A 19,144-nucleotide genomic window follows, 5' to 3' on the forward strand; every position below is an offset into this window, starting at 1 on the left:
GGCGGGGGGCGTTATCGACTATCGCCTGCTCTCGGTCGGCGCGGCGTTGAGCCGCAGGGCGAGCGCGGGGCACATCTCGATGGCCCTGCGCGCCTCCCCCTCCAGGTTGGGCGGCACCGAGGCCGTGCTGACGACCGGGTAGCCGTGCTGGTCCAGGCGGATCAGCTCGGGTACGACGTAGGAGCACAGCCCGTGGCCCTCGCACCGGGACCAGTCGAGGATGAGCTGGGCCTCCGAGGCGCGGGCCGAGGCCTCGGCCGGCAGCGGAAGCACGCCCTTCACCGGCAGCCCGCAGGTGCCGTACGCCGCGTGGGTCATGACGTCCTCGGCGAACACGTCGATCGCCGAGAGCAGGAACCGGGCGGTGCCGTCGGGGTGCCCGCAGGCGCCCCGGCCCTTCATCGTCGCCGCGGCGCGCTGGACGGCCTCGATGTGGCCGTTGCCCTCCGCGAGCGCGCCGAACGCCTGCGCCAGGTCGGGCAGCCCCATGTAGCAGGGGCCGCACTGCCCGGCGCTCTGGCCGGCCATGTAGCGGGCGACCCTCGCGGACTCTCCTAGCGGGCAGGACTCCCAGCCGAGCGGCACGACGATGCCGGCGCCCAGGGCCCCGCCCAGCGCCTCGAAGCCGGCGCGCGACACCTCGGCGCGCTCGACGGCCTCGGGGCTCATCCACTTGCCGTGGTAGCCGCCGAGCAGCACTCCCTGCCCGACGGTGGCGTCGCACAGGTCCAGCACCTCCCGCAGCCGCACCCCGGTCGGAGTCTCCACGACGGCCGGTCTGCGGGCCGACCCGGTGACGCTGAGCAGCACCGTCCCCGGCTCCGACGCCAGGCCGACCGAGGAGTACATGTCGACGCCGAGCATGGCCATCAGGGCGAGCTGGGCGTAGGTCTCGGCGTTGGACAGCATGGTGGGCATGCCGCCCACGCCGCTGTCGCTGGATCGCACCTTGCGTCCGGGCGGGATGGGCCGCTCGCCGTTGATGCCGCGCACGAGCGCGCCGCCCTCACCGGAGATGAAGCGGTCGGGCATGCGCACCACCCGGACGGTGTCGGTCATGCCGCGCTCGTGGATGGCGTTGAGCAGCGAGCGCTCGCCCGGACCGCCGTGGGCGACGCCCACGACGATCTCCACGGCCGACAGGGCCCTCGCCACCAGGTCGGCGCCGTCGAGGATCAGGTGCGGGGCCCGGGTGAGCAGCACCTTGTCCTTGTGCGCGGCGGGCTCGCCCTCGGTGGCGTTCACGACCACCGTGATGGGGGCGCCGCGCCGGCCCGCCGAGTCGATGACGGCCCTGAGCTTGCGGGCGAACGGGAAGCCCGCTCCCCCGCGTCCGCGCAGGTCGCCGAGCTCGGCCAGGGCGATCAGGTCGTCGATCGGCAGCCGCGGCATGCGGCCGTGCACGCGCCGGTGGGTGTCGTAGTCCAGCCGGGGCGAGCTGTCGAGGCCGGCGGTGAGGCGACCCGGCCCGATCCTGAACACGTCGGGAACCCCGTACGTGGTCATCGCCGTACCTCCTTTCGCAGTGTGACCCAGAACTCCTCGTCGAAGACGTCGTCGACGCGGATCTGCTCGGCCTTGCGCCCGGCGTTGCCCGCGCGCATGGCCTTCGGGCCGCCGCCGTCCTTGGGACCGACGGTCACGACCATCCGCACCAGCAGCGCGAGCCCGACCACGGCCAGCGAGACCACGTAGCTCATGGTCACCCAGTCGGCGGCGGGCCGCCCGGCCGTGAGCCCGTGCACGATGGCGACGGGCCAGGACAGGTAGGCCGTCACGTGCATGGCACGCCACAGCCACGGCCAGCGGATGCCGACGAAGCTGCCTCGGAAGGCGCCGGTGGCGGCGACCAGGATCATCAGGTCGGCGGCGACGGTGCCGAGGCCGACCGCGAAACCCGACCCGCTGAAGGGCAGGAAGGCGTCCGCGGGGATCACGCGGCCCCTCATTATCTGCAGGATGACGTGCGTGATGAGGAAGCCGACGGCGAAGACGGCGAACGCACGGTGCAGATCCTGCATGAAGACGCGGTGACGTACCGCGAGGATCATCCGATCGGTGGCGGCCAGTCCGACGGCCACCGTTCCAGTCAGTCCAAGGAGAGCGAACACCCCCGAGTAGAAGATCAGAAAAGCCTGCACAGAGGCGAGGACCGATGCTCCGAGCAGAGCGGTACCCGCCAGAAGCGACGTTGACGTGAACAGCCCGACCACGATTGGGGCCCGTGATCGAGACCGTTGCGGGGCTCGTCGATGTCGCGTTTCTTTCATCCCGTCCTCCGCCAGATAACGCGGTACCGGCACAAACCGGACAACGTGGGGCTGGGTGCCTACCGGGATCATCGGGACATTTGCGCGCGCGATCACACTAGCGCCTCTAGAGTCCCCTTGGTACCAGAACGTTACAGAAATTCGGTGTGCTTGAATCGTCAACCACCGGCGCGTCAATACCCCCGCCGAACTGGGCGAATAACGGACGACACGCCGTATCACGGCGTAAATCGGTGGCCGGTGAGGGCGCTCCGCTCTAACGTTTGACCACGTGGAGACTCTCAGCCGCCGCACGATCGCCGACGCCGGCGGCCGTCCGGTGCTCAGCTACGTCGAGGGCACCCGCGCGGGACGTCCGTACGCCGACCTGGTGGAGGTGCTCGGACCGGGCGCGCTCGACCTCATCCTCCGCGATATGCCCGGCTGGGTGGTCTCCGGCGACGAGAAGCTCGGCCGGCTGCTGATCGAGGCCGGCGGACGGCCACTGCGCCACGCCCACGTCCTGTCCCGTGACCTGCGCGCCGATCCCGCCCCGCCCGGCTGGGCCGAGACCGGCCACGGGGTCGTCGCCTGCGAGGCGGTGCCGCCGGCCGAGGTCTTCCCGGCCTGGCGCGCGGCCTACCCGCCCGGCCATCCCGACCGCGACCACGGCGACGACGCCACCGTCCTGCGCCGGGCTCTCACGCCACTGCTCTCCGGCGCCTCCTACGGCCCGCTGCTCCCCTGCGGCGGACTGCTGCTGCACGACCAGCGGGTGGTGGCCGGCGTCATGGTCGGCCGGCTGCGCGGAGAGCCCCCGTTCGGCGGGCCATGGGTGCTGGACGTCTTCCGCGACCCCCGCCCGCAGTTCGCGGGGCTCGGCGCCGTGATGCTGCGCCGCGCCCTGGCGCTGGCGACCCTGCACGGACTCGCCGCCCTGGGCCTGGCGGTCACCGACGGCAACCCGGCGCGCCGCCTGTACGAACGCCTCGGCTTCCGCCTCATCTCCTCCTCGATCACCGTGATCGTCCCCGGCTGACCGTCGCGTCCCGCCTCCCGGGCGGGCTCGGCGAGCGCGGAGCGCCGGCCCTCAGGAGCGCAGGAAGGCCAGGACGGCGAGCACCCGGCGGTGCTGGTCGCCGTCGTCGGCGAGCAGGCCGAGCTTGTTGAAGATGCTGCGCACGTGCTTCTCCACCGCCCCGTCGGTGATCACCATCAGGCGGCCGATGGCCGGGTTGGACCTTCCCTCGGCCATCAGGCCCAGCACCTCGCGCTCTCGCGGGGTCAGCGAGGCCAGCGGGTCGTCACGGCGGCGGCGCACCATGAGCTGGGCCACCACCTGGGGGTCGAAGACCGTCCCGCCCGCGGCCACCCGGCGCAGCCCGTCCATGAACTCCTCGACGTCGGCCACGCGGTCCTTCAGCAGGTAGCCGACCGCTCCGCGGGCGTCGGCGAGCAGGTCGTCGGCGTAGGACACCTCGACGTACTGCGAGAGGATCATCACCGGCGAGCCCGGCACCCGGCGGCGGGCCTTGACCGCGGCGCGCAGGCCCTCGTCGGTGAAGTCCGGCGGCATCCGCACGTCCACCACCGACACGTCCGGACGGTGTTCGGCGACGGCCCGCACCAGCCCGTCGCCGTCGCCCGCCTCGGCGACCACCTGGCAGCCGAACTCCTCCAGCAGCCGTACCAGGCCGGACCGGATGAGGACGGCGTCGTCGGCCACGACTACCCGCACGGCACCTCCGCGACGATCAGTGTGGGGCCGCCGGCCGGGGACTGCACGACCAGCTCGCCGTCCACCGCGCGCAGCCGGTCGGCCAGCCCGGCCAGCCCGTGCCCCTTGGCGACATGGGCGCCGCCGACCCCATCATCGCCGATCGACAGCAGCAGCGCGTCACCGGTGCGGTTCAACGACAGCGTGCACATCTGGGCCCGGCTGTGCTTGGCGATGTTGGTGAGCGCCTCGGCCGCCACGTAGTACACGGTGTTCTCCACCGCGGCGGTGTACCGCTCGACGGTCTGCACGTCCAGGTCGACCGGGACGGTGCAGCGGCCCGCGAGGGCGGCGAGCGCGGGAGCCAGGCCGCGGTCGCTCAGGATCGGCGGGGCGATGCCGCGCGACAGCGCCCGCAGCTCGTCCAGCGTCTCGCGGGTCGCCGTGATGGCCTCCGCGAGCGTCGCGTGCGCGGCCTGCGGGTCCTTCTGCAGCTGGCGCTGGGCGCGCGACAGCTCCATCGCCAGGTACACCAGGCGCTGCTGCGGCCCGTCGTGGATGTCGCGCTCCAGCCGGCGCAGGGCGCTCGCCTCGGCCGACACCGCGGCGGCCCGGCCCTCGGTGAGGTCGTCGATGCGCTCGTGCAGCTCGGCCACGCCGGTCAGCAGGGCCCGGCCGAGGCCCGCACGCAGCAGGGCGACGCCGCGCATGATGCCCGGCAGGGTGAGACCGAACACCGCGCCCATCACCAGGTAGAACGCGCTGTTGACCAGGTACCCGTGGCCGAGCCCCAGCAGTTCGGGAAGCTCGCGGTCGCCGGGGATCCTGGAGGTGATCCACCCGTAGAGGGGGTAGAGCAGGCCGCCGGCCGCCACGGCCCACCACACCACGGTCACGACGAAGGTGACGATCGCGATCGGGAACACCAGGATGCCGTGCAGCAGGTCCAGCCACGACTGGCCGCTGGTCAGCGGCTGCAGCATGCGGCGCACCCACCCGGCGCCCCGCGGGGCGCGAGGGTAGCGGGGACGAGCGACCGGGCGGGCGAGGATCTCCGGCAGCCGGCGCCGCTCGACGTCGGCGAACCCGCGGGCCACCAGCAGCGTCACGGCGAGGATCGGCAGGCCGACCAGCACCGGGCTGCTCCCGCCGCCGGCCGCGAGCCCGGCGATCAGGATGGCGAAGCTCACGACGCCAAGGGGCAGCCCGAGCAGGGTGTAGCGGGTGTCGGCGCCGAGCCGCCTGAGGAGGAATCCCATGGCCACCAAGGTACGAGTCACGGCCCTCCCCGGTGCAGCCCGTTGGCAGGCGTCCCCTTGGTAGGGCTGGCCCTACCGTCCTTGGTGGCGTTCCCGGCCGCGAAAACACCGGTCCGCGTCACTGCGCCGGCCCCTCCGCCGCGACAGGCTCAACTCACTGAAACCCCCCGGAGCTCCCGCCCCGGCCGAACCTCCGGCTCCCGGCCGGCCGGTCCTCTCACCCGAGGATCCGGGCGGCCTCCCCCCATGGGGATCCACGGTCCCGGCCCGCGGCTCACCTGACGGCCGTGGCGGCTCGGGGGCCGTCCCGGTCGCTCGTCCGCAGCCACGCCGACAGACAGTTATGAGGTGCGCCGTGCCCGCGCTACTCGGCAGACCACCGGCCCTCCCCGCGGTCCAGGTGACCGGCGGCGGCGCCGTCCGCCCGGCCGCCGCTCCCCCGCGCCACGGCCGCCCGGGCCGGGACGTGTTCATCGACCTGCTGCGCCTGTTCGGCATCGCCGTGGTGATGCTGGAGCACTGGAGCATCCCGGTCCTGTCCTACGAGCACGGCCGCATCGCGACCGGCAACGCCTTCGCCGCCCCGGGCGCCTTCATGATCACCTGGCTGTCCCAGGTGATGCCCCTGGTGTTCTTCGCCGGAGGGGCCGCCAACGCGATCAGCCACCGCGCGCACCGGGCCCGGGGCCTCGCCGGCCCGCTGTGGCTGGCCGGGCGCGTGCGCCGCCTGGCCTGGCCGGTGCTGCCGCTGGTGGCCGTGTGGATCCCGCTCCCCCACCTGCTGCTCGCCCTCGGCCTGCCGGCGCAGCCGGTGGAGACGGCCGCGCGCCTGGCCGGTCAGCTGCTCTGGTTCCTCGCGATCTACCTGGTCGCCGTCGTGCTGACCCCGGCGCTGCTGCGCCTGGGCGAGCGGCACGGGTGGCGGGTGCCCGCGGCGCTGGCCGTGGCGGCGGTCGCGGTGGACGTGGTGCGCTTCACCTGCTGGGAGCCGGCCGGGTACCTCAACATCGGCCTGGTGTGGCTCGCGGTGCACCAGCTCGGCTTCCTGTACGCGAGCGGGCGGCTGGCCGGGGTGCGCCTGATGGCGGCGGGCGGCTTCGGCGCGGCGGCGGCGCTGGTGGCGTTCGGCCCCTACCCCGGCAGCATGATCGGCCTGCCCGGCGCGGCGAGCTCGAACATGGCGCCGCCGACCGCCGCGCTGCTCGCCGTGGCCTTCGGACAGATCGGCCTGGCGATGCTGCTGCGCCCCCGCCTGGTGCGGCTGGCGTCCCGTCCCACCGTCGCGCGCGTCATGGCGTGGGCGGGCCCACGGATGATGACGGTGTACCTGTGGCACATGAGCGCGCTGTTCGTGGTCGCGGGCGTGAGCGTCGTCGGGCTCGGCCTGGCCACCCCCGCCCCGGGCGGCTCCGCCTGGCTGGCCGGGTGGCCGCTGTGGCTGGGCGCGCTGCTGCTCGTCCTGCGCCCGCTGCTCGCCCTGTTCGCCCGCTTCGAGGAGCCACCGGCCATGGCGTGCCGGACGACCGGATGGGCGCGCCCGGTCTCGGCGGCGGCGCTGTGCGGCGGCGGGCTGCTCGTCCTGACGGCGGCCGGCTTCGTCCCGGGCCCCCTTCCGATGCTCGGCGCCTGCGCCCTCACCAGCGGTCTCGCCCTGCTCATGCCGCCGTCGGCACTGCGCACCCGGCGAACCGTGCCGTCAGCCACCGTCCACGCCGCGGCGGCGCGCCGCTGAGCCGGCCGAGACGGGGGCAGAACGGACGCGTGCCTGCGTCCCACCGGCCTCGGCGGTCGTCAGGCGCGCAGCTTGCGGAGCCGCCGCACCAGGTCGGGGATGTCCTGCAGCTCCCCGGTCGTCACGGCTATCACCAGTCGCTCCGCCTCGTCGACGTCCTGGTACTCCAGGAGCTCCCCGTTGTCCTCCAGGAAGGCGACCGCCGCCGACCAGCCGAGCCGCTTGTTGCCGTCGACCAGCGGATGCCCGATGAGGATGCTCTGCATCAGGGCCGCCGCCTTCTCCCACAGATCCGGATAGGCGTCGTCACCGAACGCGGTGGTCTGCGGGCGCAGCACCGCGGCGTGCAGCTGACCGCCATCGCGCACCTGGACCACCGGCAGCACCGCCTCCGCCAGGGCGAGAAGGTCATCGGTGATCGGAAAGACCGTCATCGTGCGAGCCGGTCGAGCAGCTCCCGGTCTCGCTCGGCGATCTTCCGGCCCATCGCCCGGTAGCGTTCCCTCTTCCTGCGAGCGATGTACTCCTCGATCGCGGCCACCATGGCCGAATTGACGCTCTGCGCGTCATCACCGGCGATCTGCTTGATCTGCTCGTAGATCTCGTCCGGCAGCCGGAGCCGTGTCTCAGCCATGACAGGACGGTACCACTTTCTGGTACCACTCGCCGTGGCGGGTGTGGGGTCAGGGGGCGGGCGTCAGCCACACGTAGCCGGCGAATCTGCCGGTGACGTGCTCTCTGCGGTAGGAGTACAGGTCGCCGGTCTCGATGGTGCAGCGGGGGTCGTGCCGGACGTCGGCGACGCCGGCCCGCTTGAGCTGGGCGGCGATGGCGGCGCGCAGGTCCAGCGCCGGAGTGCCCTCGCGGGTGACCGCCCAGGCCTCCGGCAGTTCCTCTGCCACCTCGGCGCGCATCTCCCCCGGCACCTCGTAGCAGGCGCCGCACGCCATCGGGCCGACCAGGGCGACCAGGTCGCCGGCGCCGCGGGCGCGCATCGCGGCGACCAGCGCCGGCACCACCCCGGCGACCGTGCCGGCCCGTCCCGAGTGGGCCGCGCCGACCAGGCCGCGCGCCGGGTCGGCGAGCAGAACCGGCGCGCAGTCGGCGACCAGCACGGCCAGGCCGAGACCGGGGCGGTCGGTGCAGACGCCGTCCAGGGCGGGCGGCTGCTGCGCGAACGGCTCGGTCACGTAGGCGACGTCCGGGCTGTGGACCTGCCGCATGAACACCACGGCGCCCGGGTCGAGGCCGAACTCCCCGGCGGTCAGGGCGCGGTTGCGCGCCACCGCCGCCGGATCGTCGCCGACCGCGCCGCCGAGGTTCCTGGTGTCGTACGGCCCGGCGCTGACGCCCCCGTGACGGTCGGTGAACGCCATCCGCACCCGGTCGATCGCAAGCACCACGCCAGCTTACTCAGTGCCTTCGATCGACCGGCCCTGCGCCCGTGCGCACCGTCGCGATCATGGTTCTGTTCCGTTTCGCCCACCTGGCGGGCGGCGCTGATCTACCTTTGCATCTGCCCGGCGCCGGTGCGCCGGGGACGGACCGCACTACGACCGGGAGCCGACGACGTGGATGTCCCTTCACTGCCCATCGCCCTGCTCATCGCCGGCGGGGTCCTGCTCCTGGTCTGCCTGATGCTCGGCGTCTTCCACCGGTGACCACCCCGCCCAGGCGTCAAGGCCGGGCATGCCGCCGCGGCGACGGCCGTGGGATGGAGGACGCGCGGAACGTGACCTCGGGATAGCGCGAGGACGCTTTGTCGAGGAGGGGCCGGCGCCGCGACTTCAGGTGCTGGTCGAGAAAGGCGGCCACGTACGTGCGGGTGAGCTCCGCCCCACGGGCGGCGGGCAGCATGCCGGGGAGAGGTTGCAGGCCGATGACCTCTGCCAGCAACGGGATGTCGGTGAAGGACTGGTGTTCGGCGTCCGGCAGCACGAGCCAGCGCTTCCACCCGGTCAGCAGCTTCCAGTCACGGTCCCAGGAGGTGTCACGGCCGCCCGGGACGTGCTCGCGCGATCCCATGAACATGAACGGCCGGGAGAGGCCGCTCTTGGGGATCCGGGCGTAGCTCGTGCCGTCCATGTCGATTCCGGCGCGTACGCGCGGGTCCTTCACCATGGCCGCCACGGCGGCGGCTCCGCCGATCGACTGGCCGACCATCGCGATCCTCCCGCGGTCGATCAGGCCGGAGTGCCGCCACGTGGAGGTCAACTGGTCAAGGACGAAGGAGACGTCGGCGGCCCGGCCCTGGACCACCCCCGTGCCGAAACCGGGGTCGGTGTTGCTGTCGCAGGCCAGGCATTCGGCGACCCGGCCGCCGGACAGCGTGGTCACGTAGCTTTCGTAGGTGTGGTCTATGCCGGCCACGACATAGCCTCGGCCGGCGAGGTCCTCGGCCAGGGAGGTGAGGGTGCTCATCGGCTTGGTGAAGCCGGGTGAGAGCACCACCAGCGGGAGCCTTCGCCCCTCGGGTTCGGCGTCCTGGACGGCGTTGGTCCGCGTCCTGCTCAGCAGATCGTACGGCGCGGTCGACATCCCCGAGCCCCTCAGGAGCAGTTCTGCTTCCTTGGCCGTCATGTAGGGCGCGCGCGGCCCGTCGCGCCGCCTGGCCGGGTACCACAGGGTGACCTTGAGCTCTCTGGCGCCGGCGTCGGGATTCCAGGGATCGGGGCGGGAGGTGTCGGTCAGGTGCAGGACGGTGGTGCCCACCGGATGGGGGCCGGTGGGAGCGGGCAGGGCGGCGGGGCCGGACGGCGTGGCCCGCGGGGCGTCGGCTCTGGGCGGCGCGGGCGCGGAGCAGGCGGACGTGGCCAGGACGGCGAGTCCCGCGGCGAGGGCCAGGAGCTGTCTCATGGCGAGGTCCATCCTCATGTGTGCAGCAGGGTCAGGGCCTTGGCCAGGGCGGGGTCGCGTCCGGCGGCCGCGTCCTTCGGGGTCAGGGGCACGTAGTGGTCGGGCGGCACGCCGATGCGGTCGATGACCTCGCGGCGGGGCCCCAGGTGGTGCTTGGCGGGGAAACTCAGAATGGTGTTGTCGGCGAGCAGGTATCCCCGCGCCGGGCCGGAGATCACGCCGGCGGTTCTGGTGCCGACCAGCCGGCCGAGCCGCAGGTCCTTGACCGCGGAGCTGAAGTGCTCGCACGCCGAGGCGCAGCCCCGGTCGGTGAGCACCACCAGCGGCAGGTGGAGCAGTTCGACGGTGTCGTCGGTCGGCGCGGCCTGGCACGTGCCCTCGGCGGTGCACTGGTAGGCGGTGTCAGCGCCGTGGACGAAGGCGCTCAGCAGCCGGGTCGCCTCCGAGGGGCTGCCGCCGCCGTTGCCGCGCAGGTCCAGCACGACACCGGACAGCGTCCGGCCGGCGCGCAGCCTGGTGATCTCCCGCAGCACCCGGTTCGCGGAGTCGGGATCGAAGCCGGTCATCCGCACGTAGGCGATGTCGTCGTCCAGCCGCTTCGACCGCACCACCCGCAGAGCGGCCGGGTCCCGCGGGAAGAGGCCGGGCTTGAGCGTCACGCTCCAGCGGCGGCCGGTGCTCTGCCGCAGCAACTCCAGCCGCACCGGCCGCGCCTGCGGGTACCTGGGGTAGAGGGCGGCGATGGCGCGCGTGCCCTCGCCGTCGACGAAGGGCGCCGAGCCGTTGATCGACTCGATGAGGTCGCCGGGACGGAGCCCGGCGGCCCGCGCCGCGCCGCCCGGCACGGCGGTGACGAACAGCGGGGCCAGGGCGGTGCCCGGCTCGGTGTCCGCCTGCGGGCCGCCGACGTTGGCCTCCAGACCCAGGCCGTAGCCGTCGCCGTCGTAGTAGCCGGGCGGCCGGCCGTCCTGGTGCGTCCAGCGGGCGTGGTCGTCGCCCAGGGCGGCCACGATGGCCTGGAGGGTGACGGCGGCCAGCTTGTCGCGCAGGCCGGGCGCCCGGTCGGTGATCGTGCGGAAGGCGGCCTCGAAGGCCGTCCAGTCGGCCCGGCGGTCACCGGTCAGCGCGGGCATGGCCGCCTCGGGCATGTCGCGTCCGTCGCGGTCGAGCTGCCGCGTCAGGGCGGCGAATCCGGCGGTCAGCAGCGACCGGGCGTCCAGCGTGGCGCCGCCGTAGTAGTTGCCGAGGATGCAGAAGTACGCCTGTCGCACGACCTCGATCGTGGTGGGCGTCTCCGCCTCCGCCGGGCCGTGGGGCGGCGCGCACACCGTACCGGCCGCCGTGCCCGCCTCGCGGCGCGGCGGCGCGGGGGCGGTGCAGGCCGCCGCCAGGAGAAGGGCGAGCCCGGCCGCCGCGGTCCTCACCGGCGTCATGACACGCGCCTGCGGATCCACCGGAAGCAGAACCCTGTGAGGCCGAGGGTGAGCAGGGCGTAGATCCCGGTCTCGATCCACTGGAAGGGCCAGAAGCGCTCGAGGGGGTGGTAGGTCGCCCGCTGCCGGAAGCCCAGGCGGTTGATCTCGGCCGTGCACCCTCCCGCCATCGCTCCCTGCGGCGAGCAGGGTCCCGTCGTCGTGGAGACCGGGACCCCCCGCGCGACCGTCGTCGACGATCCCGGGCCTCCGTCTCCGCTGGAGATCACGCGTCCGGTCTTATCCACCAGTTCGCTGGACAGGACCCAGGCGCCCGCGTGGCCGGGAACGGCCGACGTCCTCAGGAAGACCTGCAGGGATCCGCCCTTCGGGGCGCCGAAGCCGTCCACGTTCTCCCGGCCGAGCTCGAAGGTCCCGGCGACGGGGGGCATCAGGTGCGGGCGCACCAGCAGCGGCATCGCTATCTGGATCGCGACGAAGGCGGCCAGGGTGAGGGCCATGGCGGGCAGCGTGCGGCGCACCAGCATGCCCACGGTCACCCCCAGGACGAAGGCGAAGGCCGCGTATCCCATCGGGGCGATGCCTCGCGCGCCGAACACCACGGGAGCCATCTGCGCCATCTCCGGGACGGCCGACTTGTCCAACGGGGCCGACCACCAGGTCACCACCAGGCCGCAGAGGCAGGCGGCGGCCATGGCCGAAAGGCCCATGAGCCCGAGCTTGACCGCCAGCCACCGGCCGCGGGTGATGCTCTGGTTCCACACCAGCAGGTGGGTGCCCGCCTCCAGCTCGCGGGTGATCAGCGGCGCCCCCCAGAACAGCCCGGCCAGCGCCGGCAGAATCAGCACGACCATCGTCAGAGCCAGGAAGAGGGTGTCGTACTCGCCGAAGAACCGGTCGAAGAAGTCCAGGCAGGTGTTGTCCGGGGTGCAGTCGGCGATCCCGGCGGCGTAGTCGGAGGCCAGTTTCGGGCCGGTCAGGGCCAGTGCGACGGTGATGACCACGAGTACGGCGGCCATCGTCGTGGCCGAGCCGCGGAACTGGCGCCAGGTCAGCCAGATCATCGCCGCACCTCCAGGGCGACCGGACCGTCGGCTTCGGTGCGCTGATCCATATAGGCCAGGACCAGGTCCTCCAGACTGAGCTGGGAGACCGTCCAGCCGGGGTCGTGCATCAGGGCGTCGTCGGCGCGGACCACGTACGTGCTCTCCCGCTCGGTGTGGCGGACGGAGACCACATGCGCGCCGGCGGGGTGCCCGCCGGGGTCGCGGCGCGGGCCGGTGAGCCGGCGATGGGCGGCCAGTAACGGCTCCACCTCTCCGGCCAGCCGTACGCGGGAGTCGACGAGCACGATCAGGTAGTCGCAGACGCGTTCCAGGTCGGAGACCAGGTGGGAGGAGAGCACCACGCTCAGCCCGTGCGCCGCGGCGGCCTCCGTCAGCCCCTGCAGGAACTCGCGGCGGGCCAGGGGGTCGAGCGAGGCGACCGGCTCGTCCAGGATCAGCAGCTCGGGCCGCTTGCCCAGTCCGAGGGTGAGGGCGAGCTGGGCGCGCTGACCGCCCGACAACCTGCCCGCCCGCTGGTTCGGGGCGAGCCCCAGCCGCGCGACGCGCTCCCGTGCCATGGCGCCGTCCCAGCGGGGGTTGAGCCGCGCCCCGAGCCGCAGGTGGTCGGCGACGGTCAGGCGCGCGTAGACGGGGGTGTCCTGGGCGACGAACCCGACCTTGGCGAGCTGCTCGGGCGTGTCCCCGGGCCGGCCGCCGAGCACGACGATGCCGCCCGTGCTCGGTTCGAGCTGGCCGCCGGCCAGCTTCAGCAGCGTCGTCTTACCGGCTCCGTTGGGGCCCACCAGCCCCACGACGTGGCCCGCCGGGATGTCGATGGTGCACTCGCGCAGCGCCCAGCGCCTGCCGTACTTCCTGCCCAGCGCCTGGGCCTCCAAGGCAGCGGTCATGCTATGTCCCCTCTAGTGGTCGGAAGGATGATGGTGAAAGGGCCTCGATGCCTTCGCCGGCCCCCGGCGGCAACCCCGGCTCCGGACGGCGCGGCGGGATGGCGGGAACGAAACTAGGGATCACCCATGCCAGAGCGCGTCGGCCGCCGTACCGAGATCGCGTAGCTCCCGAGAACGAAGGGCCGCCAGGTCATCCCTGCGATGTACTCCCCTGGACCGTGAGCCCCGTCACGACGGCCGATGCGGCGGGGACGGGCAGGCGTGACAATGTGCCGGTGGAAACCGGTGAACGACCGCCGTGGTGGCGGCAGGTGCTCGACCCGGGCGGCCCGCTGGACGAGGACGACCAGGACCGGCGTGGCGGGCGGCTCCCGAAGCCGTCTCGCGCGGCCTTCGCCGCCGACGTGGTGATCGCCCTCCTTCTGGCGGTCGCCGCGGTCGCCGCGTCGGCGGGTCATCCCGTGCTCGGCTCCGGCGAGGACCAGGCCCAAGTGGTCGAGTTCCTGCGGCTCGGACCCGCCGGCGCCCACCCGCCGGCCCCCGATCCCCCCGCGCCTCCCGATCCCCCCGCGCCTCCCGATCCCCCCTCGGCTCCCGATCCCCCCTGGGCTCCCGATGCCGCGACCGGCCGGCCCCTCTTTCATGGCGCCGCGCCCGACGGCCCGTTGGGCGGCGTGGTGCCCGACGATCCGTCCCGACTCTCCGGCCGGCCGGCCGGCGTCGCGCCCGACGGCGCGTCCCCACTCTCCTGCCACCGGTCCGGCGTCACGCCCGACGGCCCGTCACGGCTCTCCTGCCACCGGTCCGGCATCGCGACCGTCCATCCTCCGCCCGACGGGCCGCCCGCGTTCCTGGTGGCGATGACGGCGTTACCGCTGGCCCTGCGGCGCCGCTACCCGCTACTCACCTTCTGGGTGGTGCTGGCCGCGGCGCAGGCCACCCACTCGTACGCCACCCTGATCACGGTGCTGACCTGCGCCGTCGCCGCGTACGCCGCCGCCGCCCACGGCCGCAACCGGGTCCTGGCGATGGGGGGCCTCGTGCTCGCGGCGGGGCTCGCCGGTGGCGCCTTCCGGGACGTCACGCCCGAGCTGCCGAACTGGATGGGACCGTTCGTCGTCCTGCTGAGCGTCGGCGTCGTCGGGAGCTTCGTCCGTTACTGGCGGCGACGGCTCGGAGCGAGCCACCACCGGTTCGCCGAGCTGCGGCAGACGCAGGCGGAGGCCATGCGCAGGGCCGTCGCCGAGGAGCGGTCCCGGATCGCCGCCGAGCTCCACGACGTGGTGACCCACAATGTCAGCGTGATGGTGATCCAGGCGGGCGCGGCGCGCAAGGTGATGGACGCCGAGCCGGAACAGTCGAAGCAGGCTCTGCTCGCGATCGAGTCGGGCGGCCGCGCCGCCATGTCCGAGCTGCGCCATCTCATGGGCCTGCTCGCCGGCCCGGGCGGCGACCGCCTCGACGGGCCCGCCGACGGGCTCGCGCCGCAGCCGGGGCTCGACCAGCTCGACGCCCTGGTGGAACGCGTCCGCGCCGCCGGAGTGCCGGTGCGCGTCACGGGGTCGCCGCCCGGGCCGCTGCCGCCCGGCGTCGACCTGGCCGCCTACCGCGTCGTACAGGAGGCCCTCACCAACACGATCAAGCACGCGGCCGGCGCCGCCGCGGCCGTGACGATCGGCCATGACGGCGACTGGCTGGAGATAGAGGTGACCGACACCGGCGGAGCGCGGACCGCCGGACCGCGGACCGGCGGCGGCAGGGGGCTGATCGGGCTGCGCGAGCGGCTCGCCGTCTACGGCGGGACCCTGGACGCCGGGCACATGGCCGGGGGCGGGTTCACGATCAGGGCCCGCGTCCCCTGGAGGACCGCATGACCGGCCGACTGCGCGCCGTCATCGCCGACGATCAGGCACTGGTGCGCACCGGATTCCGCATGATCCTCGCCGCCGACGGCATCGAGGTGGCGGCCGAGGCCGCCGACGGGGACGAGGCCATCGCCGCGGTCCGCCGCACCAGGCCCGACGTCGTGCTCATGGACATCCGGATGCCGCGGATGGACGGCCTCGAAGCCACCCGGCGGATCCTCGCCGGCGGCGTCGAGGACACCCGCGTACTGATCCTGACCACCTACGACCTCGACCACTACGTGTACGCGGCGCTCGCCGCGGGAGCGAGCGGGTTCCTGCTCAAGGACGTCACCCCCGAGCACCTGGTGGCCGCGGTGCGGCTGGTGCGCTCCGGCGACGCGCTGCTCGCGCCCACCATCACCCGCCGCCTGGTCGAACGTTTCGCCCGCCGCGACACCGTGCGGCCCGCCCTCCACCGCGACCTCTCCCAGCTCACGCCCCGGGAACTGGACGTGCTGCGCCTGCTCGCCACCGGCCTCAGCAACGCCGAACTCGCCGACCGGCTGACCCTCAGCGTGGCCACGGTGAAGACCCACGTCGCCCGCGTCCTGTCCAAACTTGGTCTGCGCGACCGCGTCCAGGCCGTGGTCGTCGCCTACGAAACCGGCCTCATCTCCCCCGGCGACCCCACCTGACCCGCCGGGGGCGGTCGCCGAGGACGCCGGTCATGCGTGGCCACGGGCGGGGACGGGGCGGCGCTGGCCGGGAACAGCGGGCCGCGGGTACGGGCGGGCCCATCGGGGTTGCCGTCCGGGAGCCGCAGCAGGCGGGGCAGCAGGCGGGGCAGCAGGCGGGCGGTGCCCGTGTCCCGTAGACCCATTCGACATCGCCGCCCTTGGATCGCAGGGGGGCGCGGCGGTTGTCGAGGTCGAGGTCTTCGACGTTGAGGGAAAGAATCTCGGTCGCGACCGGTAGCGTCGGGGTTCATGAGCGATGAAGCGTCGGGGTCACGCCGGTGGGTCCGGTACGTGATGCCGGTGATGGCACCACTAGTGCCGTGAAGGGCGACACTCCACAGGAGGAAATCCGCAGACACCATCTCGGGGCGGTGCTGCGGCAGGTGCATCTGGCAGGGCCGATCTCGCGTGCGGCGCTGGCGAACCGGCTGGGCCTGAACCGCAGCACGATCCTGGCGCTGGCCACGCAGCTCACGGCTGCGGGTCTGGTGCGTGAGGAGGCTTCGGGTACGACGGGTCGGGCGGGTCGGCCGTCGCTGGTGGTGCGGCCTGAGAGCGGCCGGTGGTATGTGCTGGCTTTCGATGTGGCGGTGGATCGGCTGGTCGCCGCCAGGGTCGGGCTCGGCGGTCTGGTACTGGAGCGCAAGGAGGCGCCCCGGCGGCGAAGCAGGCATGCCGATCTCGACGAGGTGGTCGGTGTCCTGGCCGGGTTCGGCCGCGCGCTCGTGGACGTGGCGCCCCGGAGCGCGAGGTGCCTCGGGGTCGGCACATCGTACTGCGGTTTGGTCAGGGCCGCCGACGGGATGGTGCTCCTGGCTCCCAACGTGGGCTGGACCGACCTGGATTTCGCGCCCGCGCTCAGCCAGCGGCTGGGGCAGCCCGTGGCAGTCGGCAACGAAGCCCACCTGGGCGCGCTGGCCGAGCATGAACGCGGAGCGGGCATCGGCCACCAAAATCTTGTCTACCTGCATGGGGATGTCGGGGTGGGTGGTGGCATCATCGTGGGCGGCAGGCTGCTGGGCGGCGATGACGGCTACGGCGCCGAACTCGGGCACATGATCGTTAATCCCTTTGGCGGCCGTTCCTGCAACTGCGGTTCGCGCGGCTGCCTGGAGGCAGAAGTGGGCGAGGCGGCGCTGCTGGAGGCGTCCGGACGCACTAGCGGGCCGGGCGGGCGAGATGGCGTACGAGCCGTCGTGGAAGCGGCCGAGAACGGTGACGAGGCCGCCCGCAAGGCCTTGGACCGTGTCGGCGACTGGCTCGGGATCGGCGTGGTCAACCTGATCAACCTCTTCAATCCCGGAGTCGTCGTCTTCGGCGGCACACTCGGCGACATCTACCAGGGTGCGGCACCCCAGGTCCACGCGCGCGTGGCGGCCAGTGTCCTGCCCGTCTCCCGGGGGGTGAGGTTGCGCACCTCGATGCTGCGCGATGACGCCCCATTGGTCGGCGCGGCGGAACTCGCTTTCTCCCGCGTCCTGGCCGACCCGTTGGACGCACTCGCTTCCACAGCACCGTGAGCCTCGTCCGGTCCGCTTGAAGGCGGGCTGAGGCCTTCAAGAAGGTGCCGACCGCGGCCTCGCCCGCAAATGCATCGTCTTCCAGGTAACCGCAGATGGCCAGCTCACGCCCGAAGCCTGCGGTGGGAGACCTGCGGGGGCCGGGGTCGTCGGCCATGGTCGCTAGCCGGGCGTCGCGAGGTGGACGACGTCGAACTGCCGGCCGGCGAGCTGGTGGCCAACGCGGTGAAGCATTCGGAGTCGGGCCGCGGGCGAGGCGGTGTGGTGCGGCTGCGGGTGTGCGACGACGGCGAGAGGGTGCGGGTGGAAGTGGTCGACGAGGGGTCGGCTGAGAGCGTCCCCCAGGTTCCGGCTCAGGTCGATCTCCTGAGTGAGGGCGGCCGTGGCCTGTGCCTGGTCCGTGAGCTGTCATCGGCATGGGGATGGGAACAGACCGGCGCACACCGCACAGTCTGGTTCGAGATCAAGGCGTGACCGGCTACATCGCGGTCCGTCACCCGCGCGGCGGCGGGCCTCGGGCAGGGCGAGGGTCGCCTTCAGGAAGGCTGCGCCGGAGGCACCGTTTTCGGGCACTGGGCCCGGCTCACCTGAGCCGGGCCCGGTGTGGGCGGTCGGACCGAGGGCGGGTCACTTCAGGGATTGGTAGAGGGCCTGGGTGCGGGTGGCTATGGCGGGCCAGCTGAAGTGGTCGACGGCGCGGCGGCGGCCGGCCTGGCCCATGGCGGCGGCGAGGGACGGGTCGTCCAGGAGCCGGGTCACCCGGGCGGCGATGGCGTCCGCGAACGCGGCCGGGTCGAGCGGCTCGCCGTCGGCGCCCTGTTCGATGGGGACGAGCAGGCCGGTCTCGCCGTCGGCGACGACCTCGGGAATGCCGCCGGTCGCGGTGGCCACCACGGCGGTCTCGCAGGCCATGGCCTCCAGGTTGACGATGCCCATCGGCTCGTAGACCGAGGGGCAGACGAACACGGCGGCGCGGGTGAGGATCTGGATGACCTGCGGCCTGGGGAGCATCTGAGAAATCCACACGACGCCCGACCTGCTCGCGCGCAGTTCCTCGACCAGCCCGGTCACCTCCGCCGCGATCTCGGGGGTGTCGGGGGCTCCGGCGCACAGGACGAGCTGGGCCTGCGGCGGCAGCGAGCGGGCCGCGCGCAGCAGGTGGGCCAGCCCCTTCTGGCGGGTGATGCGCCCGACGAAGACGACGTAGGGCCTGGAGGGGTCGATGCCGTGCGCGAGCAGGACGTCGGTGCCGTGGTCGGGGGCGTACTCCTGGGTGTCGATGCCGTTGTGGACGACGGTCACCCGCTCGGGCGCGATCTCCGGGTAGCAGGCGAGGACGTCGCGCCGCATGCCCTCCGACACCGCGATGACCACGTCGGCGTTCAGCAGCGCCGTGCGCTCGGCGAAGCCGGACAGGGCGTAGCCGCCGCCGAGTTGCTCGGCCTTCCACGGGCGCAGCGGCTCCAGGCTGTGGGTGGTGACCACGTGCGGCACCCCGTACAGCAGCTTGGCGACGTGCCCGGCGAAGTTGGCGTACCAGGTGTGGCTGTGCACGACGTCCGCGCCCTCGCATGCGGCGGCCATCTCCAGGTCCACGCCGAGCACCTGCAGGGCCGGGTTGGCGGACGCGAGGCCGCCGGGGACGCCGTAGGCGTCGACGCCGCCCTCCTCGCGACGCGCGCCGAAGCAGCGCACCCGCACGTCCAGCAGACTCCGCAGTTCTCTGGCGAGGTATTCGACATGGACTCCGGCACCGCCGTACACCTCGGGCGGGTACTCACGGCTCAGCAGATCGACGCGCATGCGTAAACCTTAGTGGTCCAGGGTGTTTCGTCGGGTT

At 73.2% G+C, this 19,144-nt stretch carries 18 protein-coding genes; 6 read left to right on the forward strand and 12 right to left on the reverse strand.

The features are described from left to right. Window positions 1-18 precede the first annotated feature (18 nt). Window positions 19-1,506, reverse strand: a complete 1,488-nt coding sequence (locus tag ACWEN6_RS17110) for an NADH-ubiquinone oxidoreductase-F iron-sulfur binding region domain-containing protein (RefSeq protein WP_354848958.1) — start codon at window positions 1,504-1,506, stop codon at window positions 19-21. After that, on the reverse strand, window positions 1,503-2,141 hold the full coding sequence (locus ACWEN6_RS17115) for a hypothetical protein (RefSeq protein ID WP_354848961.1): 639 nt from the start codon (window positions 2,139-2,141) through the stop codon (window positions 1,503-1,505). Before ACWEN6_RS17115 ends, ACWEN6_RS17110 begins: the two co-directional genes overlap by 4 nt. A gap of 400 nt (window positions 2,142-2,541) precedes the next feature. Here ACWEN6_RS17115 and ACWEN6_RS17120 point away from each other — a divergent pair, with 400 nt between their 5' ends. Beyond that, a complete protein-coding gene (locus tag ACWEN6_RS17120) occupies window positions 2,542-3,288 on the forward strand; it encodes an N-acetyltransferase family protein (RefSeq protein WP_452571051.1) in 747 nt (248 codons plus the stop codon). A gap of 51 nt (window positions 3,289-3,339) precedes the next feature. Here the strand turns inward: ACWEN6_RS17120 and ACWEN6_RS17125 are convergent, their stop codons facing one another. Both ACWEN6_RS17125 and ACWEN6_RS17130 read right to left on the reverse strand, forming a co-directional pair. Then, window positions 3,340-3,987 carry a response regulator gene (locus tag ACWEN6_RS17125; RefSeq protein WP_452571052.1) on the reverse strand — a complete coding sequence of 216 codons (648 nt, stop codon included), beginning with the start codon at window positions 3,985-3,987 and terminating at the stop codon, window positions 3,340-3,342. Then, window positions 3,978-5,225, reverse strand: a complete 1,248-nt coding sequence (locus ACWEN6_RS17130; RefSeq protein WP_452571053.1) for a sensor histidine kinase — start codon at window positions 5,223-5,225, stop codon at window positions 3,978-3,980. The genes ACWEN6_RS17125 and ACWEN6_RS17130 overlap by 10 nt, the downstream gene beginning before the upstream one ends. A gap of 355 nt (window positions 5,226-5,580) precedes the next feature. On the opposite strand from ACWEN6_RS17130, the gene ACWEN6_RS17135 reads away from it, so the two are divergent. Beyond that, window positions 5,581-6,957, forward strand: coding sequence for an acyltransferase family protein (locus tag ACWEN6_RS17135; protein WP_452571054.1), 1,377 nt, complete (start codon window positions 5,581-5,583; stop codon window positions 6,955-6,957). Window positions 6,958-7,016: 59 nt separating this feature from the next. Here the strand turns inward: ACWEN6_RS17135 and ACWEN6_RS17140 are convergent, their stop codons facing one another. The 7 genes from ACWEN6_RS17140 to ACWEN6_RS17170 all read right to left on the reverse strand — a co-directional run bounded on the left by ACWEN6_RS17140 (window position 7,017) and on the right by ACWEN6_RS17170 (window position 13,200). After that, on the reverse strand, window positions 7,017-7,391 hold the full coding sequence (locus ACWEN6_RS17140; protein WP_452571055.1) for a type II toxin-antitoxin system death-on-curing family toxin: 375 nt from the start codon (window positions 7,389-7,391) through the stop codon (window positions 7,017-7,019). Then, on the reverse strand, window positions 7,388-7,591 hold the full coding sequence (locus ACWEN6_RS17145; protein ID WP_452571056.1) for an Arc family DNA-binding protein: 204 nt from the start codon (window positions 7,589-7,591) through the stop codon (window positions 7,388-7,390). The genes ACWEN6_RS17140 and ACWEN6_RS17145 overlap by 4 nt, the downstream gene beginning before the upstream one ends. 49 nt (window positions 7,592-7,640) lie before the next feature. Further along, window positions 7,641-8,333, reverse strand: coding sequence for a peptidoglycan editing factor PgeF (gene pgeF / locus ACWEN6_RS17150; protein WP_452571219.1), 693 nt, complete (start codon window positions 8,331-8,333; stop codon window positions 7,641-7,643). 301 nt (window positions 8,334-8,634) lie between these two features. Beyond that, window positions 8,635-9,813 (reverse strand): alpha/beta hydrolase family protein, encoded by a 1,179-nt coding sequence (locus ACWEN6_RS17155; RefSeq protein WP_452571057.1) that lies wholly within the window; start codon window positions 9,811-9,813, stop codon window positions 8,635-8,637. Between the two features lie 14 nt (window positions 9,814-9,827). After that, window positions 9,828-11,246 carry a S41 family peptidase gene (locus ACWEN6_RS17160; RefSeq protein WP_452571058.1) on the reverse strand — a complete coding sequence of 473 codons (1,419 nt, stop codon included), beginning with the start codon at window positions 11,244-11,246 and terminating at the stop codon, window positions 9,828-9,830. After that, window positions 11,243-12,310, reverse strand: a complete 1,068-nt coding sequence (locus tag ACWEN6_RS17165) for an ABC transporter permease (protein WP_452571059.1) — start codon at window positions 12,308-12,310, stop codon at window positions 11,243-11,245. The genes ACWEN6_RS17160 and ACWEN6_RS17165 overlap by 4 nt, the downstream gene beginning before the upstream one ends. Continuing rightward, on the reverse strand, window positions 12,307-13,200 hold the full coding sequence (locus tag ACWEN6_RS17170; RefSeq protein WP_452571060.1) for an ABC transporter ATP-binding protein: 894 nt from the start codon (window positions 13,198-13,200) through the stop codon (window positions 12,307-12,309). Before ACWEN6_RS17170 ends, ACWEN6_RS17165 begins: the two co-directional genes overlap by 4 nt. Window positions 13,201-13,475: 275 nt before the next feature. Between ACWEN6_RS17170 and ACWEN6_RS17175 the strand changes: the two genes are divergently transcribed. The 4 genes from ACWEN6_RS17175 to ACWEN6_RS17190 all read left to right on the forward strand — a co-directional run bounded on the left by ACWEN6_RS17175 (window position 13,476) and on the right by ACWEN6_RS17190 (window position 17,778). Beyond that, the gene (locus tag ACWEN6_RS17175) at window positions 13,476-15,074 is read left to right on the forward strand and encodes a sensor histidine kinase (protein ID WP_452571061.1); all 1,599 of its coding nucleotides are present in this window, start codon (window positions 13,476-13,478) and stop codon (window positions 15,072-15,074) included. After that, entirely contained in the window at window positions 15,071-15,742 is a 672-nt protein-coding gene (locus ACWEN6_RS17180) for a response regulator (protein ID WP_452571062.1), read from the forward strand. The genes ACWEN6_RS17175 and ACWEN6_RS17180 overlap by 4 nt, the downstream gene beginning before the upstream one ends. 362 nt (window positions 15,743-16,104) lie before the next feature. After that, window positions 16,105-17,304 (forward strand): ROK family transcriptional regulator, encoded by a 1,200-nt coding sequence (locus ACWEN6_RS17185; RefSeq protein WP_452571063.1) that lies wholly within the window; start codon window positions 16,105-16,107, stop codon window positions 17,302-17,304. A gap of 180 nt (window positions 17,305-17,484) precedes the next feature. After that, window positions 17,485-17,778, forward strand: a complete 294-nt coding sequence (locus ACWEN6_RS17190) for an ATP-binding protein (protein ID WP_452571064.1) — start codon at window positions 17,485-17,487, stop codon at window positions 17,776-17,778. Window positions 17,779-17,931: 153 nt separating this feature from the next. Here the strand turns inward: ACWEN6_RS17190 and glgA are convergent, their stop codons facing one another. After that, window positions 17,932-19,107 carry a glycogen synthase gene (gene glgA / locus ACWEN6_RS17195; protein ID WP_452571065.1) on the reverse strand — a complete coding sequence of 392 codons (1,176 nt, stop codon included), beginning with the start codon at window positions 19,105-19,107 and terminating at the stop codon, window positions 17,932-17,934. Window positions 19,108-19,144 lie beyond the last annotated feature (37 nt).

This window comes from Sphaerisporangium sp. NPDC004334 (assembly GCF_053602655.1).